This is a genomic window from Streptomyces sp. NPDC039609, assembly GCF_055596705.1.
This window is the reverse complement of the sequence record NZ_JBVIUJ010000006.1, coordinates 431,851-446,509: the sequence shown is the minus strand read 5'-3', so window position 1 is coordinate 446,509 and position 14,659 is coordinate 431,851. Positions and strand designations below refer to the sequence as shown.

The following is a 14,659-nucleotide window of genomic DNA, read 5'->3' as shown; positions in this document are numbered from 1 at the left end:
GCATGAGTACGGCGGAGGGCGGGACACCCACAGGGTGTCCCGCCCTCCGCCGTACTGCGGCCGCTCGCCGGGTCATTCCTCCCCGACGGCCAGCAGAGCCTCCAGGAGCGGCCGCAGCCGGGTCGTACGGTCCTGGGCCACCCCCTCGGCCACGGCGCGGGGCAGTGCCTGGTCCACGCCGTGGACGACCGACAGATGGCGCTCGCCGCGGCCGAAGGCCGTGTAGACCCAGGGCCGGTCCAGGCTGTGGGCGGCGTCGCCGGGCAGCACCACGACGGCGGCCGGCCAGCGCATCCCGGCAGCCTGGTGCGCGGTGAGCGCCCAGCCGTGCCGCAGCGCCGAATCCACCCGCTCCTTCGGTACGACGAGCTTCTCGCCCTCGCACTCCAGCCGCAGGCCGTCGGCGTCGGCCGAGACGACCGTCCCGGTCACCGTGTGCCCCGGGGCCGTGACATACGCCACCCGGTCGCCCGGGTCGAAGCCGCCGAAGCGCCCCGGACCGGGGTTGAGCCGCTGCTTCAACGCGGCGTTCAGCGCGCGGGTGCCGGCCGATCCGCCGTGGCCGACCGTGATCACCTGCGTCTGTTCGGCCGGCACGCCGATCGCCCGTGGAACGGAGTCGGCGACCAGCTGCACCGTCCGGTGGACAGCCTCGCCCGCATCCCGGACCGGGACGATCACGACCTCCTTGCCGGGGGCCTCCACCTGGTTCAGCTCGCCGATGCCGATGCCCGAGACGAGCTCGCCGATCGGGCCGGGATCCGGGACACGGGACGCGACCTGCGGGCAGACCCGGGCCGCCAGCACATCGCCGAACACCCTGCCGGCACCCGCCGAACCGAGGACACCGGGGTCACCGCTCAACACCAGACGGCAGCCGTCCGGCAGGGACTCCACGAGCATCGCCGCCGTCTCGACGTCCAACTGCGGCGCGTCGAGCACGACCAGCAGGTCCAGGGCGAGAGCGCCCTCCTCGTCCCGGCCGGGTCCGGCCGCGCCCGACAGCAGGGCTGCGACAGTCATCACCACGTCCGCGCCGGGGTGCCCCCCGGCCGATCCGGCCGCAGCCGCAGTCCCCGACGCCTCCGACGGATCTGTGGCGGCCGCGGGTACCGCCCCCGGTCCGGCCGGAGCGAGAGACCTCAGGCGGCGGACCCCGTTCTCGCTGTGTGCCGCCACCGCGACGCGCAGACCGCGCGCCCGGGCGGCCTCGGCGAGCGCGACCGGCTCGCCGCGGGCCGCCTCGCCGCCGGTGTGCGCCACGAGCCCGTGCGCCCCGGTGGCGCGGACCAGCTCCGGCCCCTCCCAGTCGTCGGCGGTGACGGTCTTGGCCAGCCGGGCGAGACCGTCGGCGAGGCTCTCCTCGGCAAGGGCGTACCGGTCGAGCCCGAGCAGGACGGGGATGTCCGCTTCTTCCGGCGCGGCTTCCTCGTCGTCCTCGGAGTCCTCCTCGGCGACCTGGACTTCCTCCTCCTGGAACACCAGCACCGCGCCCTCGGAGATCGCCTGCTGGACGGCCTCCTCCGGGTCCGGCACCGACAGCTTGGCAAGACCGGCCCGCACGTCCGTGTCCTCCAGGGCCGTATGCCCCTTCAGCGCGGCCCGTTCGAGCAGCCAGGCCACCAGGGCGACGGCGCGGCGGGGGTCGCCGGGACCGCACTCCGCGCCGAGCAGGGTCCGCGCGAAGCCGTCCGCGTGCTCGGGCTGGACCCCGGGCACCGAGAGCAGCTGCCAGGGGTCCTCGCGCAGCGTCTCGGCGGCGCCCTCGCCGAGCACCGTGGCGACCTGGCCGGTCAGCGACTCCGGCGCCCCACCGCGCGCCAGCACCTCCCGCACGGCCGCCAGCGTCTCCGCGGAGGCCACCGCCCTCTCGACCGGGGCGGGGCGCACGGTCGTGGCCGGAGCCGCCGCGGGGGCAGGGCGCCGGGATTCGGGCTCCGGCGTGTCCAGGAGCGCGCCGACCGACTTCGTACCGCTCTCCACGGCCCGTACCGCGGCGAGCAGATCGGCCGCCTTGCCACTGAGCTTGGTGCCCGCGGCCACGGGCCCTTCCTTCTCCGCCTTGCGTCGCTCGATCCGGGCCCGCAACTCCCGCTGCGCGGCGAGCTCGGCCTGAGCCTCCGAGAGCTCGGCGGCCTTCGCCTCCCCGCCCTCGGCGGCGGCCTCACCATCGGCGCCGGAGCCGGCATCGGCCGGCTCGTCCTGCGTCGACGCCGCGCCCATGGCCGACGCGGCGTCGTCGGCGTCGGCCTCCGTCGGCGCGTCGACGGCACCCGCACGGGCCTCGCCGCCGGCGCCCTCCACGGGGCGCTCGGTCGTGGCCTCGTCCTCGCCCGGCACGGGCTCGGCTGCCTCGGGAGGGGTCTCCCGGGAAGGCTCGGTCACAGGGTGCTCCAGTCCTGGTCCGGATAGCGGTGCACGGGCGCAGACACGTCGTCGAGCGCCCGGCAGATCTCGTCAGGAAGACTAAGGCTCTCCACTGACAACGCGGCCGTGAGCTGCCGCGCGTTGCGCGCGCCGACGATCGGGGCGGTCACCCCGGGGCGGTCGCGCACCCAGGCGAGCGCCACCTGGAGCGGCGTCGTGGCGAGGCCGTCCGCCGCCGTCGCGACGGCGTCCACGATCCGGCTCGCCGCGTCGTCCAGGTACGGCTCCACGAACGGCGCCATGGTCTCCGAGCCGCCCCGGGAGTCCGTCGGGGTGCCCTGCCGGTACTTGCCCGTCAGCACCCCACGCCCCAGCGGCGAGGACGGCAGCAGACCTATCCCCAGGTCGAGGGCGGCCGGCAGCACCTCCCGCTCCACGCCCCGCTGCAGCAGTGAGTACTCCATCTGCGTCGCCGCCAGCCGTGTCCGCGCCGCGCCCGTGGCGCCGAGCTGCCAGGTCCCGGCCTTCGCCAGCTGCCACCCGCAGAAGTTCGACACCCCCACATACCGCGCCCGTCCACTGCTCACGGCGATGTCCAGCGCCTGGAGGGACTCCTCGAGCGGGGTGTACGGATCGAAGGCGTGGAGCTGCCACAGATCCACATGGTCGGTGCCGAGGCGGGCCAGGGAGGCGTCGAGCGCGGCCAGGAGATGCCCGCGCGAACCGTCCGTCCGGCGGTCGGGATCCGGCACGCTGCCCGCCTTCGTGGAGATGACGAGATCCCGCCGGGGCACCAGCCGCTCCATGAGCTGCCCGAGCGTGTACTCCGCCTCGCCGCCGCCGTACACGTCCGCGGTGTCGACCAGCGTGCCGCCCGCGTCCCAGAACGCCTTCAACTGGTCGGCGGCGTCGTGCTCGTCGGTGTCCCGGCCCCAGGTGAGGGTGCCGAGTCCGATCCGGGACACGCGCAGGCCGGTACGTCCGAGATGCCTCTGCTCCATGGGCGCGAGATTACTGGCCAAGACCCCACGCGGAGAGAGGCTGTGGACAACCTCCCCCTGACGGATCCCGTACCCGCGCGCTAGAGTCCGGGCCAAGAGACGTTACTGATCAGTAAAGAGGGTGTGGTCATGAGGCTCGGCATCAACCTCGGCTACTGGGGCGCCGGAATGGACGGCGACAATCTCGCCGTCGCGCAGGAGGCGGACCGCCTCGGCTACGACGTGTGCTGGGCCGCCGAGGCGTACGGCTCCGACGCGCCGACCGTGCTCTCCTGGGTGGCCGCCAAGACCGAGCGGATCGACATCGGCTCCGCGATCATGCAGATCCCGGCGCGCCAGCCCGCGATGACGGCGATGACCGCCGCCACCCTCGACTCGCTCTCCGGCGGCCGGTTCCGTCTCGGCCTCGGCGTCTCGGGACCGCAGGTCTCCGAGGGCTGGTACGGCGTCAAGTTCGACAAGCCGCTGGCCCGCACGCGCGAGTACGTCGAGATCGTCCGCAAGGCCATGTCGCGCGAGCGGCTCACGTACGAGGGCGAGCACTGGACGCTCCCGCTGCCGGACGGCCCGGGCAAGCCCATCAAGCTCACCGTCCACCCGCAGCGCGAGCACATCCCGCTCTACATCGCCGCGATCGGCCCGAAGAACCTGGAGCAGACCGGCGAGATCGCCGACGGCGCGCTGCTGATCTTCCCCTCCGCCGAGCACCTGGAGGAGACCGCGCTGCGTCACCTCCGCGCGGGCCGCGAGAAGGCCGGGCTGACCATGGACGGCTTCGACGTCCACCCCACGCTGCCTCTCGCCCTCGGCGACGACATCGACGCCCTCGCCGACATCTTCCGCCCCTACACCGCCCTGTACGTGGGCGGCATGGGCAGCCGCAAGCAGAACTTCTACAACCAGCTCGCGCAGCGCATGGGCTACGAGAAGCAGGCCGCCGAGATCCAGGACAAGTACTTGGCGGGTGACAAGACCGGCGCGGCCGCCGCCGTACCGCGGCAGCTGATCGACCAGACCACCCTGCTCGGTTCCGTCGAGCGGATCGCCGACCGGATGAAGGCCTACGCGGAGGCCGGTGTCACCACCCTCACCCTCGCCCCGGCCGGCTTCACCCTCGACGAGCGGGTGGCGGCGCTGCGGGCGGGCACCGAGGCCCTGGAACTGGCGGGCCTCGCCTAGCGGGAAAGTCTGCGGCCGTGGTGGGGGCTCGGGGGGTCTTCCCCGCCACGGCCGTCATGCAGCACAACGCGCCACAGAGCTCCTGGTTACGAGCGCGGCGTTCCTTCTTTCGGCCGAGTCCCCCGCCGCTCGTGTTGCCCACTCGCCGGTACCGCATTTGACTCGTTCTCTGCGGACGTGCGGCGTGCGGACGCCCGCATGGGAGGTGGCAGCAATGCTCACGGCCAAGGGCCTGTTCCAGGAAATCATCGACGACGACGAGTCCTTCCGGCTCTTCTGCTCCATCGCCGCCAGCGGCGAGTCCCAGGGCGGCTGGGAGAACGCCCGGATCGCGGCCCTGGTCGCGCCGGGGATGCGGGATCTCGCCCCCAAGATCACCCGGCACGGGGCCGACGAGGACAAGCACGGCCGGATCTTCAGCGCCCTGCTGAAGAAGCGCGGCCTCGAGCCCGTGCCGGTGCCGCCCGAGACCGACTACACGATGCTCCTCGAACAGCGCGGCATCGGCCTCGCCCACGACAAGCTCCGCCGCGACGAGCCGCTGACCGAGCAGGACATCGTCGTCTACCTCGCGCACAGCCGGGTCACCGAGCAACGGGCCGCGGACCAGATGGACATGCTGGTCAAGTACTTCGGGGACCACCCCGAGCTGGGCAAGGCCATCCACATGATCGACAACGACGAGGCGAACCACCTCGCCTACTGCCACGAGGAGCTGCTGCGCCTCGCCCACGCGGGGCACGGCCGGCTCATCCAGCACACCCTGCGGGAGTCCGCGCTCGCCGAGATCAAGGTCTACCGTGACGTGAGCCTCGCCGTGATGAGCCACATGGGCCGCATCCTGGCCTGGCCCAGGGCCAAGTCGGCCGCCCTCGCCGCCGGGATCCACGGCATGTACGCGTGGGAACGGGCCGCCGGCTGGCACAAGATGGTCGGCCTCGAGATGCCCGAACGGCGCAACGCGCTGGGAGGCCCCATGACCCCCGCTCCGGCGTTCTGAACCACCGGGCCCGTGGCGCCGTGGCTACATCCAGCCGCGGCGCTTGAACAGCCGGTAGAGACCGATCTCGATGGCGACCATCACAAGGATCACGGCCGGATACGCCCAGGTCCATGTGAGCTCCGGCATGTGCTCGAAGTTCATGCCGTAGATCCCCGCGACCATCGTGGGGACGGCGGCCATGGCCGCCCACGCCGAGATCTTCCGCACGTCGTCGTTCTGCCGCACGCCCATCTGCGCCAGATGTGCCGCCAACACGTCCGAGAGCAGCTGGTTCAGGCCCTCCACCTGCTCGTTGACGCGGAGAAGATGGTCGCTGACATCCCGGAAGAAGGGCTTCGCGTGCTGGTTCACGAACGGCACGGCCCCGGTCGCGAGCTTCTCCACCGGCGCCGCCAGCGGGCCCGCGGCCCGGCGGAACTCGAGGACCTGGCGCTTGGCGGTGTAGATCCGCTCCGCCGTGCTCCCCGGGTTCCCGCCGGTCGGCGCGAACACATCGGCCTCCAGCTCCTCCAGGTCCACCTGGAGCTCGCCGACCACCTCGATGTAGTGGTCGACGACCGCGTCGCTGATCGCGTACAGGACGGCCGTCGGGCCGTGCCGAAGCACCTCGGGGTCGGCCTCCAGACGTCGGCGTACGGCGGCCAGGGGCGCGCCCTCGCCGTGCCGGACCGTCACCACGAACGAGTCGCCGACGAAGACCATCAGCTCGCCCGTGGAAACCCGGTCGCTCTCCGGCTCGTACAGCACCGGCTTGAGGACCATGAAGAGCGAGTCGTCGTAGACCTCCAGCTTGGGCCGCTGATGGGCCTTCAATGCGTCCTCGACGGCCAGCGGATGGAGCGCGAACTCGGCCGAGACGTGATCGAACTCGGCTTCCGTCGGCTCGTACAGCCCCACCCACAGGAACGCGTCGCCGGTCGCCCTCGCCTCCTCCAGGGCGTCGGACAGGTCGGCGGGGCCGTCCTTGCGGCGCCCGTCGCGATAAATGGCGGAGTCCACGATCACGCGCCGTATTCTTCCCCGCCCGCCCCCGTCCCGCACACGCGCGTGCACCCGGATCGTCCACAGGCTCGCCCACGCGCGCGTGGGCGAGCCTGTCGGGGGTGTCCTGCGGGTCGGGCGGTCGCACACTCCGGACGCCGCTCCCTGTTCCGACCCCACCCGCACGACACCCCCTACCCTTGCCGCCATGGCCACGCTGATCCTCGTCCGCCACGGACGCTCCACCGCCAACACCTCAGGGGTCCTCGCCGGACGGCTGCCCGGGGTCGCCCTCGACGAGCGGGGGGCCGCGCAGGCCGCCGCGCTGCCCGGGCGACTCGCCGGCGTGCCGCTGGCCGCCGTCGTCTCCAGCCCGCTGCAGCGCTGCCGCGAGACAGTGCGACCGCTCCTCGACGCCCGCCCGGCGCTGCCGTTCCACACCGACGAGCGCATCAACGAGTGCGACTACGGCGACTGGTCCGGTCGCAAGCTCGCCGAACTGGGCGACGAGCCGCTGATGGAGGTCGTCCAGGCCCATGCCTCCGCCGCGACCTTCCCCGGCGGCGAGTCGATGCGCGCCATGCAGGCGCGCGCCGTCGACGCCGTACGGGACTGGAACGCCCGGATCGAGGCCGAGCACGGCGAGGACGCCGTCTACGCGATGTGCTCGCACGGAGACGTCATCAAGTCGATCGTCGCCGATGCCCTCGGGATACACCTCGACCTCTTCCAGCGCATCCATGTCGACCCCTGTTCCGTCACCGCCATCCGCTACACGCGGCTGCGCCCGTTCCTCGTACGCCTCGGCGACACCGGCGACTTCACCGCGCTCGCCCCACGCGAGAGCGGCGACACGGGCGGGGCCGCGGAGGTCGGGGGCGGTGCGGGCGCACCGTGATCCATCCGCGCAGTAGGGTGGACGGGCCGCTGTAGCGCGGGCCTCCACCACTGTCGAGACTCAAGGGAGTCAGGGACGTGTCCCGTCAGGTGTTCCTCTACGACCCACCGGAGCGTTTCGTGGCCGGCACGGTCGGGCTGCCTGGCCGCCGTACGTTCTTCCTGCAGGCGTCCGCGGCGGGCCGGGTCACCAGCGTGGCCCTGGAGAAGACCCAGGTCGCCGCGCTCGCCGAACGCATCGACGAACTCCTCGACGAGGTCGTGCGGCGCACCGGCGGCAACGCCCCGGTCCCGGCCGTCGCCCCCGCCGACATCGCCGACACCGCCCCCCTCGACATCCCCGTCGAGGAGGAGTTCCGGGTCGGCACGATGGCGCTCGCCTGGGACGGCGAGGAGCAGCGCATGATCGTCGAGGCCCAGGCGTTGGTCGAACTCGACGCCGAGACCGACGAGGACCTCGCCGAGGCCGAGGAGCGGATGCTCCAGGACGAGGAGAACGGCCCGCCGATGCTGCGCGTCCGTCTCACCGGCGCCCAGGCGAGGGCCTTCGCCAAGCGCGCCCTCGATGTGGTCAACGCCGGCCGGCCGCCGTGCCCCCTGTGCAGCCTCCCGCTCGACCCCGAGGGTCATGTGTGCCCGCGCCAGAACGGATACCGACGCGGCGCATGAGCGGCCCCGACAACCGGGCGGTCATCGACCTGCTCACCAAGGGGGAGCTGACCGTCCGCGGCCAGGTCCGCGAGGCCTCCAACGCGGTGCTCTTCTGCTCCGTCGCCCTCGCCGGCGAGGAGGCCTCCTGCGTCTACAAGCCCGTGGCGGGCGAACGCCCGCTCTGGGACTTCCCCGACGGCACCCTTGCCCAGCGCGAGGTCGCCGCCTACGAGCTCTCCGAGGCCACCGGCTGGGGACTCGTACCGCCCACCGTGCTGCGCGACGGCCCGTACGGCGAGGGCATGGTCCAGCTGTGGATCGAGGCCGACCCCGCCGCGAGCCTGCTCGCGCTCACCGAGGACGAGCAGGCGGGGGAGGGCTGGAAGGCCGTCGGCCCCGCCCAGGTCGGCGAGGACCGCACCGCGCTCCTCGTCCATGCCGACCGCCCCGAACTGCGCCGACTCGCCGTCCTGGACGCGGTCATCAACAACGGCGACCGTAAGGGCGGGCATCTGCTGCCCGCCCCGGACGGGCGTCTGTACGCCATCGACCACGGTGTGACCTTCAACGTGGACGACAAGCTGCGCACCCTGCTGTGGGGCTGGGCGGGCGAGGAGCTGCCCGCCGACGCCACCGAGGTGCTCGAGCGACTGGGCGACTCCCTGGCCCCCGGCACGCCGCTCACCACCCGGCTGGCGGAGCTGCTCACCGCGGCCGAGGTGGACGCCCTGCGCGGCCGGGTGAGCGCTCTGCGCGCCACCGGTCGGCACCCCGAGCCGTCCGGGCAGTGGCCGGCGATCCCCTGGCCACCGGTCTGACCGATCGGATCAGGCCAACTCCACGACGTATGGCCCGTACCCCTGGGGGGTATGCATGAACGGCTGCGAGCTGCAAGAGCGTCTTGTCGGCCAAGATCCCGGATCCGGTTCGTATCCGGAACAGGTGTCCGGTTACGCTCAGGTCATGCATGCCTGGCCCGCCTCTGAGGTCCCCGCCCTGCCCGGCAAGGGCCGCGACCTCCGGATCCACGACACCGCGACCGGCGGGCGAGTGACCCTCGCCCCCGGCCCCGTCGCCCGTATCTACGTCTGCGGCATCACGCCGTACGACGCGACCCACATGGGTCACGCGGCGACCTACAACGCGTTCGACCTCGTTCAGCGCGTGTGGCTCGACACCAAGCGGCAGGTCCACTACGTCCAGAACGTCACCGACGTGGACGATCCGCTCCTGGAGCGGGCGCTGCGCGACGGCATCGACTGGGTCGGCCTGGCCGAGCGCGAGACCGCCCTGTTCCGCGAGGACATGACCGCCCTGCGGATGCTGCCGCCGCAGCACTACATCGGCGCCGTCGAGGCCATACCGGGCATCGTGCCGCTCGTGGAGCGGCTGCGGGACTCCGGTGCCGCGTACGAGCTCGAGGGCGACATCTACTTCTCCGTGGAGGCCGACCCGCACTTCGGTCAGGTGTCGAACTACGACACCGAGCTGATGCGCCACCTCTCCGCCGAACGCGGCGGCGACCCGGACCGCCCGGGCAAGAAGAACCCGCTCGACCCGATGCTGTGGATGGCCGCCCGCGAGGGTGAGCCGAGCTGGGACGGCGGCAGCCTCGGCCCCGGCCGCCCCGGCTGGCACATCGAGTGCGTCGCCATCGCCCTCGACCACCTGGGCATGGGCTTCGACGTACAGGGCGGCGGATCGGACCTGATCTTCCCGCACCACGAGATGGGCGCCTCCCACGCGCAGTCGCTGACCGGCGAGTTCCCCATGGCCAAGGCGTACGTGCACGCCGGCATGGTCGCCCTGCACGGCGAGAAGATGTCCAAGTCCAAGGGCAACCTCGTCTTCGTCTCCACGCTCCGCCGTGACGGCGTCGACCCGGCCGCCATCCGCCTCGCGCTGCTCTCGCACCACTACCGCGCCGACTGGGAGTGGACCGACCAGGTCCTCCAGGACGCGGTGGACCGGCTCGACCGCTGGCGCGCCGCCGTCTCACGCCCGGACGGCCCGTCCGCCGACGCGCTCGTGGAGGAGCTCCGCGAGGCCCTCGCCGACGACCTCGACACGCCTACCGCGCTCGCGGCCGTCGACCGCTGGGCGGAGCGTCAGAGCGCCGAGGGCGGTACGGACGAGTCCGCGCCCGGCCTCGCCTCCCGCGCCGTCGACGCTCTGCTCGGTGTCGCCCTGTAGAAAGCGCTCCCGTGCAACTCTCTTCCAGGCAACCGCCCTTGGACTTCTCACGAAGTCCAAGGGCGGTTCCGTTTTGTCCTGGCTCCATGCTCGTTTCTGCGCTAAATACGCTCCATGCAATCAATATTGCGCATGAAAGCTGCACTCTCCGGTGCCGTGCTCGGGCTCCTCGCCGTACTCGCGGGGCCGGGCAGCGCCCAGTCCGCCGAGCCGTCGCCCACCACCGTCGGCGACGTCACCGGCTTCGCCGCCGACGGAGCCGTCTACCGACTGACCGCCGGTCAGGCACAGGCCCGCGTCAGCTTCGTCACCGCCGAGACCTTCCGCATCGAACTGGCCCCCGACGGACAGTTCGCCGACCCCACCGGACAGGACATCGTCCTGCCCCAGGGCCCACCGCCGGCCACCCGCTGGTACGACCGGGGCGACCGATACGAACTCACCTCAGCGAAGGTGACCCTGCGCGCCTACAAGGCACCGCTCCGCTTCGCGGCCTTCCGCGCCGACGGCACGCCCCTGTGGTCCGAGACCACGGGCCTGACCTGGAGCCAGGACCGCACCACCCAGTCCCTGACCCGGGGCGCCGACGAGCAGTTCTACGGTGCAGGGATGCAGAACGGCCGCGGCAACACCTCGCACCGCGGCAAGACCGTCGAAGTCGGCGTCGACTACAACTGGAACGACGGCGGACACCCCAACTCCGTCCCGTTCTACCTCTCCTCGGCCGGCTACGGCGTCTACCGCAACACCTACGCCCCCAACACGTACGCGTTCGGTGAGCCCGTCACCACCACCGCCCGCGAACAGCGCTTCGACGCCTACTACTTCGCCGGCTCCGGCTCCGACGCCCTCAAGGACGTCATCGGCCAGTACACGAACCTCACCGGCAAGCCCTTCCTGCCGCCCGTCTACGGCCTGGAGATCGGCGACGCCGACTGCTACCTCCACAACGTCAACCGCGGCGAGCGCCACACCCTCGACGCGCTGAAGGTCGCCGACGGCTACGTCGCCAACGACATGCCCAACGGCTGGATGCTCGTCAACGACGGCTACGGCTGCGGCTACGAGAACCTCGCCGAGACCGCGACCGGCCTCCAGCAGCGCAAGATGCAGCTCGGCCTGTGGACCGAGGACGGCATCGACAAGCTCGGCGAGCAGGTGAAGGCCGGCCAGCGGGTCGCCAAGCTCGACGTCGCCTGGGTCGGCGAGGGCTACAAGTTCGCCCTCGACGGCTGCAAGGACGCCTACGCCGGCATCGAGGCCCACAGCGACGCCCGCGGCTTCACCTGGGCCCCCGAGAGCTGGTCCGGCGCACAGCGCTGCGGCGTCCAGTGGTCCGGCGACCAGTCCGGCACCTGGGAGTACATCCGCTGGCAGATCCCCACCTACGCCGGCGCCTCCATGTCCGGCCTGGCCTACACCACCGGCGACGTCGACGGCATCTTCGGCGGCAGCGCCAAGACGTACACCCGCGACCTCCAGTGGAAGATGTTCCTCCCGGTCACCATGACCATGGACGGCTGGGCCGCCAACGACAAGCAGCCCTTCCGCTACGGGGAGCCGTACACCTCGATCAACCGCGACTACCTCAAGCTCCATGAGTCGCTGCTGCCGTACATCTACTCGCACGCCCACCGGGCCACCACGACCGGCGTCGGCCTGGCCCGGCCCCTCATCCTCGAGTACCCCGACGACCCGAAGGCCGCGAGCGAGACGGCGAAGTACGAGTTCCTGAGCGGCGAGGACTTCCTCGTCGCCCCCGTCTACCAGGACGCCGTCGAGCGCGACGGCATCTACCTCCCCAAGGGCACCTGGATCGACTACTGGAGCGGGCGCACCTACGAGGGCCCCGTCACCGTCGACGACTACAGCGCCCCGCTCGACACCCTGCCCCTGTTCGTACGGGCCGGGGCCACCGTCCCGATGTGGCCCGGCGGCATCCGCTCGTACGCCGACCGCACCGCCGGCTCCCCGCTCGCCTGGGACATCTACCCGCAGGGCAACTCCTCCTTCGAGCTGTACGAGGACGACGGAGTCACCCGCGCCCACCGCACCGGCGAGTACGCCACCCAGACCGCCGAGGTCCGCGCGCCGAAGCGCGGCGCGGGTGACGTGACCGTACGGATCGGCGCGAGCAAGGGCTCCTTCGCCGGTAAGTCGGCTTCCCGGCCGTACCAGTTCACCGTCCACACCGGCGACGCGCCGAGCGAGGTCACGCTCGGTGGACGCGAGCTGCCGCGCCTCACCTCCAAGGCCGCCTACGAGGCAGCGGGGCAGGGCTGGTGGTACGACCGCGACGACCGCGGGGGAGTGGTGAAGGTCAAGACGGCGGTCCAGCGCACCGACCGGGCCTTCACCCTGGAACTGGAGGACACCAGCGCGGTCGGCGGAGCCGTACCGGGCGCCGCCGCCACCGTCGCCGTTCCCGCCGGGCAGGAGCTGGGCGCCGGCGCCCCCGGCACCGTGGCCGTCGACGTCACGGCGGGCACGAAGGACGCCACCGGGGTCGAGGTCTCTCTGACCGCCCCCGCGGGCTGGCAGGTCACCCCGGCCGCGCCGATCACGCGCGTCCCGGCGGGCACCACGCAGCGGGTCCAGGTCTCCGTGACCCCGGCCAAGGACGCCAAGCCGGGAGAGGCCACGCTCACCGCGACCGCCCGCCACCGCTCCGCCGGCCAGGACCGCACCGCCGTCCAGCGCTTCGCCGTCGGAGTGATGCCCGAGCCGCCGTCCACCGGCGCCTGGGCGAGCGATCTGGTCTGGCTGAAGGCCACCAACGGCTGGGGCCCGCCCGAACGCGACCGCTCCAACGGCGAGTCGGGCGCGAGCGACGGCCGGCCTCTCACGCTGGCCGGCAAGACCTACGAGAAGGGCATCGGCGCCCACGCCGACTCCGACATCGAGGTCTACCTCGGCGGCCGGTGCACGGCCTTCACCGCCGAGGTCGGCATCGACGACGAGATCAACGGCTACGGGGAGGTCGCGTTCTCGGTCGAGGCCGACGGCAAGGTGCTGTGGACCTCACCGAAGCTGACCGGCGCCTCGGCGACCGTGCCGTCCGACGTCGATGTCACCGGCGCCCGCCATGTCCGTCTCCGGATCACCGACACCAACGGCTCCAAGAGCGGTGACCACGGGGACTGGGCGGCCGCGCGCTTCGCCTGTGCCTGAGTGAGGGAGGGGGCCGCACCGGAATCGGCGCGGCCCCCTCGTACAGCTCACTCCTCGGCGTCGCCTTCGGACCCTTCGGGGCTCTCGCCCCGGGAACCTTCGGAGTCCTCGGAGGGCGTCTCCGGCCCGGAGCTCTCCGGCGCCGCTTCCGGCGCCGCTTCCGGACCCGGCCGCTCCGGCTTCGGTGGCCGTGTCCGGCCGCTGCCGGGGTCCCTCAGATACGAGGTGTCGCCGCCGTCCGTCGCGAGTCCAGGGCCCGGTCCGGGACCGCCGTCCCGCCGTCGCAGATACCGCTCGAACTCCCGGGCGATCGCCTCGCCCGACGCCTCCGGGAGCTCCGCGGTGTCCCGCGCCTCCTCCAGCGTCTGGACGTACTCCGCCACTTCGCTGTCCTCGGAGGCCAGTTGGTCCACGCCCAGCTGCCAGGCCCGCGCGTCCTCGGCCAGCTCGCCCAGCGGGATCCGCAGGTCGATCAGATCCTCGAGACGGTTCAGGAGCGCCAGCGTCGCCTTGGGGTTGGGCGGCTGCGACACATAGTGCGGTACCGCTGCCCACAGGCTCACCGCGGGCACGCCCGCGTGCGTGCACGCCTCCTGGAGGATGCCGACGATGCCCGTGGGGCCTTCGTAGCGGGTCTCCTCCAGATCCATCGTGCGCGCCAGATCCGGGTCCGAGGTGACCCCGCTGACCGGCACGGGCCGGGTGTGCGGGGTGTCGCCGAGCAGCGCGCCCAGGATCACCACCATCTCCACGCCCAGCTCATGGGCGAAGCCCAGGATCTCGTTGCAGAACGAGCGCCAGCGCATCGACGGCTCGATCCCGCGCACCAGGACCAGGTCGCGCGGCTTGTCGCCGCCGACCCGGACCACGGAGAGCCGCGTCGTCGGCCAGGTGATCTTCCGGACGCCGCCGTCCAGCCACACCGTGGGCCGGTTGACCTGGAAGTCGTAGTAGTCCTCGGCGTCGAGCGCCGCGAACACCTCGCCCTTCCATTCCCGGTCCAGATGGGCGACCGCGGTGGAGGCGGCGTCGCCGGCGTCGTTCCAGCCCTCGAACGCGGCCACCATGACCGGGTCGATCAGCTCGGGAACCCCCTCGAGCTCGATCACCCAGTGCCTCCTTTTCGAAGTTCCTGTCGTACGGACCAACCTTACGGCTTTCCCACGGCCCGTCCGCAGCCCTCGTGCACCACCGGGAGCCGAAGCGGCCTTGATCG

The 14,659-nt window shown here is 72.2% G+C and carries 11 protein-coding genes; 7 read left to right on the top strand and 4 right to left on the bottom strand.

What is annotated here, in order from left to right; all coding sequences use genetic code 11:
- Positions 1-72 precede the first annotated feature (72 nt).
- Positions 73-2,385: a helix-hairpin-helix domain-containing protein gene (locus ACZ561_RS20315; RefSeq protein ID WP_470996781.1), complete on the bottom strand. Its 2,313-nt coding sequence runs from the start codon at positions 2,383-2,385 to the stop codon at positions 73-75.
- Positions 2,382-3,368, bottom strand: a complete 987-nt coding sequence (locus ACZ561_RS20310; RefSeq protein WP_470996778.1) for an aldo/keto reductase — start codon at positions 3,366-3,368, stop codon at positions 2,382-2,384. The genes ACZ561_RS20315 and ACZ561_RS20310 overlap by 4 nt, the downstream gene beginning before the upstream one ends.
- Positions 3,369-3,497: 129 nt before the next feature.
- Between ACZ561_RS20310 and ACZ561_RS20305 the strand changes: the two genes are divergently transcribed.
- Positions 3,498-4,547, top strand: coding sequence for an LLM class F420-dependent oxidoreductase (locus tag ACZ561_RS20305; RefSeq protein ID WP_470996776.1), 1,050 nt, complete (start codon positions 3,498-3,500; stop codon positions 4,545-4,547).
- A gap of 214 nt (positions 4,548-4,761) precedes the next feature.
- Entirely contained in the window at positions 4,762-5,547 is a 786-nt protein-coding gene (locus ACZ561_RS20300) for a ferritin-like domain-containing protein (RefSeq protein ID WP_470996773.1), read from the top strand.
- 24 nt (positions 5,548-5,571) lie between these two features.
- Here the strand turns inward: ACZ561_RS20300 and corA are convergent, their stop codons facing one another.
- Positions 5,572-6,564, bottom strand: a complete 993-nt coding sequence (gene corA / locus ACZ561_RS20295) for a magnesium/cobalt transporter CorA (RefSeq protein WP_470997202.1) — start codon at positions 6,562-6,564, stop codon at positions 5,572-5,574.
- Positions 6,565-6,739: 175 nt separating this feature from the next.
- Here corA and ACZ561_RS20290 point away from each other — a divergent pair, with 175 nt between their 5' ends.
- From ACZ561_RS20290 to ACZ561_RS20270, 5 genes are all read left to right on the top strand, one after another.
- Positions 6,740-7,429, top strand: coding sequence for a histidine phosphatase family protein (locus tag ACZ561_RS20290; RefSeq protein ID WP_470996770.1), 690 nt, complete (start codon positions 6,740-6,742; stop codon positions 7,427-7,429).
- A gap of 77 nt (positions 7,430-7,506) precedes the next feature.
- On the top strand, positions 7,507-8,097 hold the full coding sequence (locus ACZ561_RS20285) for a DUF3090 domain-containing protein (protein ID WP_329122516.1): 591 nt from the start codon (positions 7,507-7,509) through the stop codon (positions 8,095-8,097).
- Positions 8,094-8,897 (top strand): SCO1664 family protein, encoded by an 804-nt coding sequence (locus tag ACZ561_RS20280; RefSeq protein ID WP_470996767.1) that lies wholly within the window; start codon positions 8,094-8,096, stop codon positions 8,895-8,897. The genes ACZ561_RS20285 and ACZ561_RS20280 overlap by 4 nt, the downstream gene beginning before the upstream one ends.
- Before the next feature lie 145 nt (positions 8,898-9,042).
- Positions 9,043-10,272: a cysteine--1-D-myo-inosityl 2-amino-2-deoxy-alpha-D-glucopyranoside ligase gene (gene mshC / locus ACZ561_RS20275; protein ID WP_470996766.1), complete on the top strand. Its 1,230-nt coding sequence runs from the start codon at positions 9,043-9,045 to the stop codon at positions 10,270-10,272.
- A 132-nt stretch (positions 10,273-10,404) separates the two neighbouring features.
- Positions 10,405-13,443 carry an NPCBM/NEW2 domain-containing protein gene (locus ACZ561_RS20270; protein ID WP_470996764.1) on the top strand — a complete coding sequence of 1,013 codons (3,039 nt, stop codon included), beginning with the start codon at positions 10,405-10,407 and terminating at the stop codon, positions 13,441-13,443.
- 47 nt (positions 13,444-13,490) lie between these two features.
- On the opposite strand, the gene ACZ561_RS20265 is transcribed toward ACZ561_RS20270, so the two are convergent.
- A complete protein-coding gene (locus ACZ561_RS20265) occupies positions 13,491-14,552 on the bottom strand; it encodes a PAC2 family protein (RefSeq protein WP_470996762.1) in 1,062 nt (353 codons plus the stop codon).
- Between the last annotated feature and the right edge of the window lie 107 nt (positions 14,553-14,659).